Annotated in this window: 12 protein-coding genes; 6 read left to right on the forward strand and 6 right to left on the reverse strand. The window is 43.0% G+C overall.

The genetic code is table 11. The annotated features are described in order from the left end of the window. Window positions 1-92 precede the first annotated feature (92 nt). On the reverse strand, window positions 93-545 hold the full coding sequence (locus tag NYE62_RS20635) for a MarR family transcriptional regulator (RefSeq protein WP_007409879.1): 453 nt from the start codon (window positions 543-545) through the stop codon (window positions 93-95). A 119-nt stretch (window positions 546-664) separates the two neighbouring features. Here NYE62_RS20635 and NYE62_RS20640 point away from each other — a divergent pair, with 119 nt between their 5' ends. Next, entirely contained in the window at window positions 665-1,096 is a 432-nt protein-coding gene (locus NYE62_RS20640; RefSeq protein WP_342497171.1) for a GNAT family N-acetyltransferase, read from the forward strand. Window positions 1,097-1,447: 351 nt separating this feature from the next. Further along, entirely contained in the window at window positions 1,448-2,314 is an 867-nt protein-coding gene (locus NYE62_RS20645) for a DUF1259 domain-containing protein (RefSeq protein ID WP_064115184.1), read from the forward strand. Between the two features lie 210 nt (window positions 2,315-2,524). Here NYE62_RS20645 and NYE62_RS20650 read toward each other — a convergent pair whose 3' ends face one another. Both NYE62_RS20650 and NYE62_RS20655 read right to left on the reverse strand, forming a co-directional pair. Then, window positions 2,525-2,926 carry a carboxymuconolactone decarboxylase family protein gene (locus NYE62_RS20650; protein WP_007409882.1) on the reverse strand — a complete coding sequence of 134 codons (402 nt, stop codon included), beginning with the start codon at window positions 2,924-2,926 and terminating at the stop codon, window positions 2,525-2,527. A gap of 104 nt (window positions 2,927-3,030) precedes the next feature. Beyond that, window positions 3,031-3,939, reverse strand: coding sequence for a LysR family transcriptional regulator (locus NYE62_RS20655; protein WP_015418635.1), 909 nt, complete (start codon window positions 3,937-3,939; stop codon window positions 3,031-3,033). A 118-nt stretch (window positions 3,940-4,057) separates the two neighbouring features. On the opposite strand from NYE62_RS20655, the gene NYE62_RS20660 reads away from it, so the two are divergent. Continuing rightward, window positions 4,058-4,843, forward strand: coding sequence for a 3-hydroxybutyrate dehydrogenase (locus NYE62_RS20660; RefSeq protein WP_144665036.1), 786 nt, complete (start codon window positions 4,058-4,060; stop codon window positions 4,841-4,843). Between the two features lie 286 nt (window positions 4,844-5,129). On the opposite strand, the gene NYE62_RS20665 is transcribed toward NYE62_RS20660, so the two are convergent. Next, window positions 5,130-6,578 carry a PLP-dependent aminotransferase family protein gene (locus NYE62_RS20665; protein ID WP_039253133.1) on the reverse strand — a complete coding sequence of 483 codons (1,449 nt, stop codon included), beginning with the start codon at window positions 6,576-6,578 and terminating at the stop codon, window positions 5,130-5,132. Window positions 6,579-6,706: 128 nt separating this feature from the next. On the opposite strand from NYE62_RS20665, the gene NYE62_RS20670 reads away from it, so the two are divergent. Together NYE62_RS20670 and NYE62_RS20675 are read left to right on the forward strand one after the other, a co-directional pair. Beyond that, window positions 6,707-7,618 (forward strand): EamA family transporter, encoded by a 912-nt coding sequence (locus NYE62_RS20670; protein ID WP_342497172.1) that lies wholly within the window; start codon window positions 6,707-6,709, stop codon window positions 7,616-7,618. Window positions 7,619-7,767: 149 nt separating this feature from the next. Then, complete coding sequence (locus NYE62_RS20675) at window positions 7,768-9,837, forward strand: thioredoxin domain-containing protein (protein ID WP_342497173.1); 2,070 nt, start codon at window positions 7,768-7,770, stop codon at window positions 9,835-9,837. Here the strand turns inward: NYE62_RS20675 and NYE62_RS20680 are convergent. Continuing rightward, window positions 9,834-10,730, reverse strand: a complete 897-nt coding sequence (locus NYE62_RS20680; RefSeq protein WP_342497174.1) for a lysostaphin resistance A-like protein — start codon at window positions 10,728-10,730, stop codon at window positions 9,834-9,836. The two genes, NYE62_RS20675 and NYE62_RS20680, sit on opposite strands and share 4 nt — an antisense overlap. A 214-nt stretch (window positions 10,731-10,944) precedes the next feature. Here NYE62_RS20680 and NYE62_RS20685 point away from each other — a divergent pair, with 214 nt between their 5' ends. Then, window positions 10,945-12,276 (forward strand): MFS transporter, encoded by a 1,332-nt coding sequence (locus tag NYE62_RS20685; protein ID WP_007615061.1) that lies wholly within the window; start codon window positions 10,945-10,947, stop codon window positions 12,274-12,276. A gap of 32 nt (window positions 12,277-12,308) precedes the next feature. Here NYE62_RS20685 and NYE62_RS20690 read toward each other — a convergent pair whose 3' ends face one another. Next, window positions 12,309-12,689 (reverse strand): VOC family protein, encoded by a 381-nt coding sequence (locus tag NYE62_RS20690; protein WP_039253120.1) that lies wholly within the window; start codon window positions 12,687-12,689, stop codon window positions 12,309-12,311. Between the last annotated feature and the right edge of the window lie 19 nt (window positions 12,690-12,708).

The raw sequence follows: 12,708 nt of genomic DNA on the forward strand, positions 1-12,708 counted from the left end.
GGAACCGAGGAAGGAGATGTCACAGATAACGTATCCATTTATGACTTTAATCATTCACAACGCAATCATTCACCAAAAGGAATTAATGACCATTAATAATCTCTTTTATTCCCCTTCTTCACAAATTCCCAATCATGTTCTATATTTTTTCTCACCCGCTGAAGAAGGCTGAAAATGGTTTCTTTTTCCTCAGATGTAAAGCCGGACAGGGCTACCTCCGCAGAATGCTCTCCTTCTCTTTGCAATAACGGATAAACCTTTCTCCCTTTTTCAGTCGGAAACAGTTTTTTTATTTTTTTATTTTGATCATCAGGACGCTTTTCAATAAACCCTTGTATTTCCAATTTTTTGATTGCTCTCGCCGCTGTTGTTCGGTCAACTTTAATCATTTCCGCCACTTTTTCCTGTATCACTCCCGGGTTTTCACATATCCGCACAAGATAGAGATACTGCCCTTTTGTTAAGTCTAATTCCTTAAATTCAATATTGCTGATGGAATCCAGTGCCCGTGCGATCATGCCGATTTCCCGCAAAATATCAGTCATATCTTTTCAAACCCTTCATTTTTTGTTGCATTTGCAATATAATTATTTTATCGTTACTTCTATAAGACCACAAGCAAGCCGTGCAGTCCAGACTAACATGTGAAAAGGATTGGTTGATTATGATGATAAAAAGAATAACAACGGAAATTGATTTGCAAGCAGCGTTTGAGATTAGAAAAGCAGTATTCATTGAGGAACAGCAAGTACCTGAATCCGATGAATTTGATCAGTTCGATACGCTTGAGGATCAGTGCGGGCATGTCTTGGTTTATCATGAAAATCAGCCTGCCGGCACAGGACGCGTCCGCATTGTAAACCATACAGGCAAGCTCGAACGAATCTGCATCCTGAAGCCTTACCGTAAATACGGGTTGGGCAAAGTAATCATAAGCGAATTAGAAAACATGGTAAAAGAAAAAGGCATCACCCAATGTAAACTGCATGGACAAACACATGCGGAAGGCTTTTATCACAAACTGGGCTATCAGACAGATTCACCGGAATTTATGGAAGACGGCATCCCGCATGTCTTGATGACAAAAGAGCTGTGAGCTGTCACTGAATGAGCAGCCAAACGGCTGTATGAATTATTTACCGAAAGCCTTGTATAAAGGCTTTTTTTCATATTCTGAAACTCACAACTCAAAGGTATGTGTGCTCAGCCGGTGCTTGCACAAATGACCGCCACAAAAAAATCAAAGCTGGAATAAAATTACTAATTTAAGCTTTTAATCTATTAAAAATTAACAGTTAAAGAGATTATAAAAAGGGAAGAAAATCTCAAATTATACATAAAAGGCTGATTCTCTCTAATGTGGACTGCTGACGCGTTACATTTTTTCTATCTTCACATATCTTTAATACTACGTACGTTATAAATAGATTCCAGGAGGAGATATGAAGTGGAAGAAACGAGTATGGAGCCATCACGGCTCTGCAAAGAATTTGCTAGAATTCTCAATTCAACGCCCAGTGTCGTAAATGGCGTATGTACGGCGACAAGATTTCGAAGCAACATTCATCCGGTGGTACTCGGAAGAAGAGCCGAGGCATTTCCTTTTATTCCTCAGGCCTTTTCATTTGAAAGCATGGATCGGGAAGGCAGAGCTTTATGTTTAGGTGAGACTGTTTTACTGCAAGAAGAAGTGAACCCGTTAATGAGTGAGCTGCGCAAATTCGGTATCATCGTAACTGCCGTTCATAACCATTGGCTGTTTGATAAACCGCGTCTGATGTTTATGCATTTTGAATCAATTGATAAACCCCTCAATTTTGCAAGAAAAGTGAGAGAGGCCCTGAGAGTTCTAACTACTAAAACTGTGCGTGCGGTACCAAAAACTGACGGGGAGCTGATTGAACGGCATGGTCTTTGTGACGAGTTCAACGATATTCTAGGCGGAACCATGCATACGTTTGAAAATGGAATTTGTACAGTAATGAGATCACGAACGAATATAAAACCAGTAGTACTGGGACGGCCCGGAAGATCATTCTTGCTCATTCCGCAAATGTTTTCATTTGAATCAATGACAAAAGACGGCCGTGCTCTCTGCAGCGGAGAAACTGTCATTCTGCAAAAAGAAATCAATCCATTTATCAGCGTTCTTCGGAAACATGATCTGATTGTAACGTCACTTCACAATCACTGGCTGTTTGATAAACCGAGACTGATGTATATTCATTTCGAAGCGATTGATAAACCTGTCAACTTCGCCTTAAAAGTGAGAGATGCTTTAAAAGTGCTTACTCATAAAGAGGTCAAAGCTTAGCATGTTTTGAAGAATCAAAAAGCGATTAAAATAATCGCTTTTACATATGATCAACCGAAAACAAAAAAGAGACCATATATAGGCCTGGCACGACATTTTTTATGATAAGCGAGACTATTAAAAAACAGCCTTATAGGCTGTCGTTTTGTGTATATTCTATTGATGAGTTTATACTAATTCATCCCGCATTCCATACAAGCTCTTTATTTCTCAATGGTTTTCTACATGTCGTTGTGCAAACACCTTCTTAGCCACTGAAAGAGCATTAAGTACACGCGGGAATCCTGTATAAGGAACCAATTGGGTGATACTCTCTACAATCTCAGTCGGTGTTAATCCGGATGTAAGCCCTGTATTGATATGAAGTTCAAGCTGCGGCTCGGTTCCTTGCGTTACAAGGGATGAAATGGTAACAAGCGCACGTTGTTGATTGGTTAATCCCGGTCGTGAATATATATCTCCATAAGCAAATTCTATCATGTACTTACTTACATCTGGGGCGATATCTTTCAAGTCTTCAGAAATCTTTAAATGCGTAGAGATTTTATCATCGCTTGTTAAAGTGTACTCCATTAATTTGTCTAAACCTTGTTGGTAACGGCTTTGATCCATTTGAATTTCCTCCTGAAAGGTACTTATTTTCTGACATAAGATAATATATCGCAGCCCTCTCTAACCGTAAAATACATAAAAACTATAAAAACCATTCATTTTTTTCATGAGTTATCTTGATCTGCGTAATTACTCTTACAAAAAAATGAAATATACCGGATAAATTCGCGTACTGCGTGTGAAACATATTTACCTTTTTTTAAAATAATCGCCACTTTCCAAGGAATTGATGGATTGACAATGGAAATTGCCTTAACTAAACTTTGATCAGTCTTTTTCACTATAGACTGAGGGAAAATGGAAATACCTAGTTCTTCTCCAATCATTTCGCTGATAAAATCCCATTGAGAACTTTCATAAACGATATTTGGACGAAAACCGGCTCTAATACACTCTTGAATAATCCGATCGTGAAGAGAGAAGTCTTCACTAAACAGGATGAAAGGTTCATTTTTCAAGTCTTGCATTTCCACAATCTCTTTATGAACAAGCGGGTGAGCGGAATGAACGAAGAGCATCAGTTCTTCATTAAGCAATGGAATGATATCAAACTGCTCTTCGTCCACTGGTTCAATAACCACGCCAAGATCCAGTACCCCATCTTCAACCTCCTGTTTCACCTTGTTTCCCCCATGTTCTATCAGCTTGATGTTCACATCAGGATACAATTGTTTAAATCCTTTAATGATTTTAGGAAAAAACAAGACACCGATAAGCGGCGGTATTCCAATTTTCACTTTTCCTTTTTTTAAATGTAAAAGATCGTATAAGTTCGTCGACAAGTCATCTATTGACTTCATAATCATTTGGCCTTGCTCAAATACAATTTCGCCTGCATCTGTCAAAGCGATTTGTCTAGCTGAACGATCAATGAGCTCAACCTTTAATTCCTCTTCCAAACTTTTCACCATCTTACTTAAGGCAGGCTGTGACAAATGCAAATTTTCTGATGCCTTAGTAAAACTGTTGGATTTAGCAACTTCAAGAAAGTAAGTGATTTGGCGTATATCCATCGTATGATCTCCATTCCATAAGTTTAACGAATACATTATATTACTTTTATTCATTTTACTTATACAACTGCTGGGTGTAAACTTTTAGGAGACCAAAATGAATCCTGGAGGGGTTACTATGAGTAAATTATTGGAAAGTAAAGTTGCTCTTGTTACAGGCGCGGCGAGTGGAATTGGTTTAGAAATTGCACGTGAATTCGCTAAAGAAGGCGCAAAAGTTGTGATTTCCGATTTGAACGAAAAAGCCGTGCAACATGCAGCTGAGGAACTTACGGAACAAGGATACGAAGTCCTCTCTGCGGTTTGTGATGTAACAAACGAAGAACAAGTAGAAAAAAGTGTCTCTAAGACACTTGAAACCTTTGGACGATTGGATATTCTGGTAAACAATGCGGGGATTCAGCATGTGTCGGATATAGAAAACTTCCCGACTGATAAGTTTGAATTTATGCTGAAATTAATGCTTACTGCTCCTTTTAGTGCGACAAAAAGAGTATTCCCTTTGATGAAAAAACAAAAATTTGGCCGCATCATCAATATGGCCTCCATAAATGGTTTAATTGGTTTTGCAGGGAAAGCGGCTTATTGCAGCGCTAAACACGGTTTGATCGGTTTAACTAAAGTATCAGCATTGGAAGGAGCGGAATACGGAATTACCGTCAACGCCATGTGCCCGGGATATATCGACACTCCATTGGTGCAAAACCAGTTAAACGATATTGCAGAGACTAGAGGCATTTCTAAAGAAAAGGTGTTTGAAGAAGTCATTTACCCCTTGGTTCCTCAAAAACGTTTGTTAGCCGTGCAAGAAATCGCTGATTACGCAGTATTCCTCGCCAGTGACAAAGCGAAAGGCGTTACAGGGCAGGCAGTCGTAATGGATGGCGGTTATACGGCCCAATGATCTGAATTTCATCTGCAGGAGTCATAGCGCTTTGGATTAAATGATTTACTCTTCAAGAACCAAGCCGCTGTTCTTCTAGGAGAGACATAGCCATACAGATTGAAGTTTGAATAAAAACAAGGAGAGCAGTAATTAACATTTTTTGACATTCGGCATCTTAACTTAAGAAAAGCCGCTTTGTTGGCGGCTTTTTTACTGGTTTTCATGAGGGGGGAAAGAAGCATTTGAAAAAGCGAAACGCGAAAACAAGCCGATTCTTGTCATTGATAGCATGTCTTTTATATATTTATCTGCTTGCCAATTCCTTAATCATCAAACCCAATTCATAAATTCCCTTTTGAAGGTCTTCAAGAGATGCATAAGCATATGATAAGCGAATATAATTCCCTTTTTCTTGAGCATAGATACTGCCGAGATTGAGAAGTATCCCTTTTGTCAAAGCTTTTGTATAAAGTAATTTCATAGATAGTGAAGGCAATATTTTTACCCAGACAAAGAATCCTCCCTTCGGCATATTCCATGCAGCGACATTCTTCAAATTGGTTTCTAAGAGACTCATGACCAATTGCCTTCTCACCTTTAATTGACTTCTCACCTGTTCTAGATGCTGCTGGTATTCACCGGATGTAAACCACTCTGCCGCTACTCTCTGAGATAACGAACTGGAGCCGTAATCTGTTTGCATTTTTATGTCGGATAAACGTTCAATCACTGGTTCCGGACCGACGATCCATCCAATTCTCAAACCCGGACTTAACGTTTTCGATAAACTGCCTATGTAAAGCACATGCCCATTTTTATCTATTGTTTTAATAGGATCTGGAGGAATCTCATCTATCCATAACTCCCGATAAATGTCATCTTCAATAATGGGAAGCTGTGCATTCTCACTTGCCGCAAGGATTTCTTCCCGTCTCTTTTTTGACATTAAAATACCTGTCGGATTATGAAAACAAGGATTTGTATATAAGATAGCCCTCCCCCGTTCCCCCCTTGCCATGTGGATGTGTTCCGGCAAAAGCCCATCGTTATCCATAGGAACTCCAGTCAGCTTCATACCGGCTGATTGAAATACGTGTAATGAATAAAGATAGGACGGCTGGTCAAGATAAACGGTCGATCCCCTTTGCAAAAGCCCCATTGATATCAGCTGCAAGGCTTGCAGTGCGCCCGAAACAATAAGAATGGAAGAAGGAGAAGCTTGAATCCCGATTGTTCTTAAATAGCCGCTTAATGCCTCTCTCAAAGGCAAATAGCCTTTTGGTTCCTCATACCCGAATGCCTCTATGTTTTGAGATACCTTTCCCATGATCTCTTTCATAACAGCTAAAGGAAAAATCTCATGTGAAAGTTCTCCTTTACTGAGCTGTATAAGATCAGAATTCGATTCTGATTTATTGATCTCTTGAACGATTTTTTGGCTTGGCTGCTGGATTCCGGAGGTTACATACTGATCCCAATCGGGGGCGGAATTCTTAGCCAAAAGTGTCCATGTATTGTTCGTAACAACTGTCCCTTTGCCCATTCTGCCTTCGATTAATCCATCCGCCGTCAATTCCTCTAAAGCTGTAATGACTGTGCTCCTGTTCACCTCAAATTGTTTAGCAAGCGTGCGCTGGCTTGGAATCTTACTTCCAATCGGCCATTCTCCATTTCCTATTTTCTCTTTTATAAATTGAATGATTTGTATGTACTTAGGAAGCTTTTTCATCTTTTTTTCTTCTGGAGCGCTCATAAAAAGGATCCTCCTTAAAGTGGTTGGGTCAAAATCTATTTAACTGGTTGAAGTCATATCATCAAATCTTTATTAATATAGAAACACATTAAATAACTGGTTGGTTTTTGTAAAGAGGAGTGAGAAAGATGAGAAAGAAAACAGTTCGAATCGGCATAGCTTACATTCTGATGATTGGGTTGTGGGCATCAGCTTTCCCGGGAATTCGCGCGGGTTTGGAGAGTTACACGCCGGAACACCTCGCTTTGTTTCGCTTGTTGATTGGGTCAATGGCATTGTTGGTTTTTGCTGTTTTGACTCATATGCGTTTACCTGACATGAAGGATATCCCTGCTATTTTATCGTTAGGATTTTTAGGTTTTGCACTATATCACATTTTGCTGAATATCGGAGAAAAAACAGTCAGCGCAGGGACAGCAAGCTTACTCGTGACCATGACACCTATTTTTTCTGCCATGTTATCTCGTCTGTTTTTTGGTGAACATTTTGGGCTTTATAAATGGATTGGCTCTATCATAAGTTTATTGGGTGTGTCGATCATTTCATTTGGGGCAGGAAACTATACAAATTCAGTGAACGGCATTTTGTTAATCCTGCTGGCAGCTTTTTCGGAGAGTATTTATTTCGTTTTTCAAGCTCGCTATATAAAAAAATATGGATTTATTCCATTCGTTACATTCACTATTTGGGGCGGGACAATACCTATGCTTGTATTTCTGCCTGGCTTAGGGGAAGAGTTTTTGAACGCTTCAATGAACTCAACATTGTCTATCGTTTACTTAGGTTTATTACCAACGGTTGTGCCTTACTTTGCACTTGCATATGTAACTTCACTCGTCGGTGCTTCAGAAGCAGCCATTTCACTTTATTTAACACCCGCCGTAGCCCTGGCCATTTCTTGGGTGTGGTTAGGTGAAGTACCCGCGTTTATTGCACTGACAGGCGGGATGGTTACAGTCGCCGGGGTGTGTTTTACCTATCTAACAGTAAATAAAATGATAAAGATTTTAAATCCTTATTTCTTATCTAAAAAGCAATAAGGTGGATGAAGTTTAACCCTGAAAATAGAGTCATAAGCAGTTCTCCTTTTTAATGACTTGGGTTTGGTTCACAAAGTTGAGTGTATGAATTTTTTTAGAGGATTGTGGTATGTTAAACGTACAAATATTAATAGAAAGCAGGTGATCCCATGCCAAACAATAGCAAACCCAACAGTTTAATCACGGAGAAGTCCCCCTATCTGCTCCAACACGCCCACAACCCCGTAAACTGGCATCCTTGGGGAAAAGAAGCCTTCGAAAAAGCAAAACGCGAAAACAAGCCGGTTCTTGTCAGCATCGGCTATTCGACGTGTCACTGGTGCCATGTAATGGCTCACGAATCCTTTGAGGACGAAGAGATCGCCGGTATGTTAAACGATAAATTCATAGCCATCAAGGTTGATCGTGAAGAGCGGCCTGATGTGGATTCCGTGTATATGAGAATCTGCCAGCTGATGACGGGGCAGGGCGGGTGGCCGCTGAACGTGTTCGTCACACCAGATCAGAAGCCGTTTTATGCGGGGACGTATTTTCCGAAGACGAGCAAATTTAACCGCCCGGGCTTTATCGATGTGCTTGAACATCTGTCCGAAACGTTTGCGAATGACCGGCAGCATGTCCAGGATATTGCTGAAAACGCCGCCGCTCATCTTGAAGTCAAGGTTCACCCGGCCGAGGGCATGCTTGGCGAACAGGCTGTTCATGACACGTATCGCCAGCTGGCCGGCGGGTTTGATACAGTGTACGGCGGATTCGGCCAGGCTCCAAAATTTCCGATGCCGCATATGCTCATGTTTCTGCTTCGCTACTACAGCTATACGGGCAAGGAACAGGCTTTGGCCGGCGTAACCAAGACACTCGACGGCATGGCGAACGGCGGAATTTTTGACCACATCGGGTTCGGCTTTGCCCGCTACTCGACTGATAATGAATGGCTCGTGCCGCATTTTGAGAAAATGCTGTATGACAACGCCCTTCTCCTGACCGCATATACAGAAGCCTGCCAAGTCACAGGTAATGAGCGCTACAAACAGATTGCGATGCAGATCGTAACGTTTATTCAGCGGGAAATGATGCATGAAGACGGCAGCTTTTTCTCAGCTTTAGACGCTGATACCGAAGGCCGTGAGGGGAAATATTACATATGGTCCAAAAAAGAAATCATGAACCTTCTCGGTGATGAACTCGGCCCGCTTTACTGCAAGATGTATAACATCACAGATCAAGGCAATTTTGAAGGCGAAAACATCCCGCACCTCATTTTCACGCGGCGTGAGGCCATCCTCGAAGAGACCGGCCTCACAGGACATGAGCTGGCCGAACGCCTTGAAGAGGCAAGAACAAAATTGCTGGAGGCCCGTGAAAACAGAAGCTATCCGCATACAGATGACAAAGTGCTGACCTCATGGAACGCGCTCATGATTGCCGGGCTGGCAAAAGCCGCAAAGGTATTTCACGAGCCTGACTTGCTCAGCATGGCGGAAACAGCGATCCGCTTTCTCGAACGGCACCTCATGCCGGACGGGCGCGTCATGGTCCGCTATCGCGAGGCCGAAGTGAAAAACAAAGGGTTTATCGATGATTATGCTTTTCTCATCTGGGCTTATCTTGAACTGTATGAAGCGGGTTTTAATCCGTCTTATCTGCAGAAAGCGAAAACGTTATGTACAAGCATGCTGGAGCTGTTCTGGGATGAACGGCACGGAGGTTTCTTCTTTACGGGGAATGATGCCGAGACCCTTCTTGTCAGGGAAAAAGAGGTTTATGACGGGGCCGTGCCTTCCGGAAACAGCGCGGCTGCCGTACAGCTGCTTCGTCTCGGCCGCCTGACGGGTGATATATCACTGATTGAAAAAGCCGAAGCGATGTTTTCCGTGTTCAAACGGGAAATAGAGGCCTATCCGAGCAGCAACGCTTTCTTCATGCAAAGCGTACTGGCACATACAATGCCCCAAAAGGAAATCGTTGTTTTCGGAAGGAAAGATGACCCGGACAGAAAACGTTTCATTGAGGCGCTTCAGGAGCATTTCACTCCCGCCTATACGATTCTCGCCGCAGAACATCCGGAAGAGCTTGCCGGCATTTCTGACTTTGCCGCGGGTTATCAAATGATCGACGGGAAGACAACGGTCTACATTTGCGAGAATTTCGCCTGCCGGAGGCCGACGACGGATATTGATGAAGCGATGAACACCTTACAAATCAGCAGCAGAGCCTAGGCGGCCTGCTGCTTTTCTTTTTTCACAAAACGGAATGCGAGCCATGCGAAGATGATATTGATCACCAGAGTCGATATGCAATCATATATTTCATAACCGCCGGCTGCTGTTGTAAATATCGACGGAATGCCGCCGTACACCGAATGATCCTCTGTGAGAAAGATAAATAAAAACATATTATTGGCAGCGTGACCGCCAAGAGACATCTCCAGACTGCCCGTTTTAATCGTGATAAAGGTCCAGATCATGCCAATGGTGACATATCCGATTCCCGCCCAGAGAGCTCCATTTTCCATCTCCGGATTCCAGAAATGAAGTGCGCCGAATAATCCGCCGATAATGACTGTCAGAACCACCGCGTTTGCCGTCAATTTTCCGGCGAACTGAAGCAGAAAACCGCGAAAGAGAAATTCCTCCGCAGAGGTTTGAATCGGCACCAACAAGACGGCCGCCGCTAACAGCAGCAGAAAACGTGAAGCATGGAATTCCTGAAGCATGAAACGATCCGGATGAATTGTAAAATCAATCAGCCCCGCGACAAACATCAGCACAACATATGTGCCGAATCCAAAGAAAATCCTCTTCCAGTTCAGCGACTGATTCGGTGTGATGATGGATAAAAACCGCCGTTTCATAATGAAACGAACCGCTATCCAAATGCCCGGAATCGCTATGAAATAGACGATATGCTGTAAATAAATATCCGCCAGCGGGTCACTTAATGCCCCCTCATCCCAATTTATCGTCAGTGAAGGATTGAAAGCGGACGTGAGAAACATATAAAACACGGTCAGTATGCTTCCGAAAAAGAACAAACCCACAATGACCAACAGAGAAAGAAGATATCTCGATACACTATTTCTTCCCTCTGCTGGGCGTACAAACGTATTCATATTTATGCATCAACTTCCTTTCCTTCAACATTTTACAATATAAACAGAAACAGATATAGGAAATGTTATATATTTTAAGAAGAAAGCGCTATGCCGTTTCCTTTGGCTCTGGTTATTTACACTCTGTTTTTGCCAAAAAAAGACCTTTATAATGTATTCGTCAGATAAATTTACAGTATTTTCTGATTACAATTGCTAAGTCAGGGGGTTTTTTATGAAACATCAGACATTCTCAAATGTAGCGAATCGATTAGACCGTCTCCCCATTTCGCGTGTGCATTATCAAGTATTAACCGCTCTCGGAATCATCTATTTTTTTGATCTCGCTGATCTGTTTACACTCAGCAACGTGGCTCCGGCGCTGATTGAGCATTGGGGCGTGAAGCTGTCCACCATTGCCGACATCACGGCCGCATCCTTCCTGGGCATGTTTTTAGGCGCGTCCATCGGCGGAAGGCTGTCCGATCGGATCGGCAGGAAAAAAGCGCTGAATTGTTTTGTCCTTGTCTTTTCGATCTCATCTTTTCTGAATGCGCTGGCATGGGACATTCCGTCCTTAATGATTTTCCGCTTCTTGACCGGGCTCGGCGTCGCGGCCGCCATGATTGTGACGAACAGCTATTTGGCGGAATTTTTTCCATCCTCCGTACGAGGAAAATACATCTCCCTTTGCGCCATGATCGGACTGATCGGCGTTCCCGTCACAAACGTTGTTTCCGCTTTTGTCATTCCTTTAGGCTCATGGGGGTGGCGGCTCGTATTCGTATGGGGGGCGGCCGGTCTCATTTATTTCTTTTTTATCCGCCGGCTTGAGGAATCGCCGCGCTGGCACGAAAATCGGGGCGCATATGATCAGGCAAACGCCATTATGAACCGTCTTGAAGCACGTGCAGAGAAAGAAAAAGGCCCGCTTCCCGCGCCAAAAGAGGCGGCAGAAGTACATACAGTGAAGCACGCAGGCTACTTAGGGCTGTTTCAGGGCAGGAATTTAAAGATCACCATCATCCTGTCAGCGGTATGGATTCTTGAAACCTTTGGCTTTTACGGCTTTGCTTCATGGGTGCCCAGCCTGCTGAAAAGCAACGGCATCACCATGGAAAAAACGCTGTGGTACAATGTGCTTCACTCTGTCGGCGCACCGCTTGGCGCATTGCTCGGTTCCATGATATCCGAGACGTTCCAAAGGAAATGGATTCTGGCCGCAAGCGCTTTTCTGACCGCCATTGCCGGACTGTTATATGGCATGACGTTTATTCCCGTCATGATTATTGTGTTTGGGTTTGTCGTCAACGTCACGGAACGGATCTTCACCTCAAACTTATACGCCTACACATCGGAGCCGTATCCTACGGAATATCGCTCGGCCGGGAGCGGGCTGGCGTACGGGCTCGGCCGTTTTTCCAATATATTCGGCTCCCTGCTCGTCGGATTTATTGCCGTTAAGCTCGGCTACATCAGCGTCTTTTTGTTCATCGGCGGCTGCTGGCTTCTATGTTCCGTTTTGTTAATCCTCTTCGGTCCGAAAACAAATGCACAGCAAATTTAATCAATAAAACAGTGCGGAACCACTCCGCACTGTTACACTGTGATTTCTATCAAATTGCCTTCCCCATCCTCTATCACGCTCTCATAATATCCGTCACCCGTCACGCGCGGGCCGCTTACAACCTGAAATCCATCATTTTTAAACGTCTCCGTCAATTCATTCACCCGCTCCTTGCTGCCTGTAGAAAATGCGAGATGCGCCCATCCGGTCATATTCTGTGCCGGAGCTTCATCAATGCCGCCTTTTTTCATAAGTTCCAGCCTGCATCCGGAGTCAAATGTCAGAAAATACGATTTGAAATCTTTTTTCTCATTATGATAAAGGTCATTGGCCTTGGCGCCGAAGTATGTCTCATAAAACTCTTTCATCCGTTCTAAATCTTTCACCCATATCGCTGCATGTTCAATTCGCATATGTCCGCCTCCCTTTTTT

It is taken from the genome of Bacillus sp. FSL K6-2861 (assembly GCF_038630725.1).
Lineage (GTDB): Bacteria > Bacillota > Bacilli > Bacillales > Bacillaceae > Bacillus > Bacillus velezensis.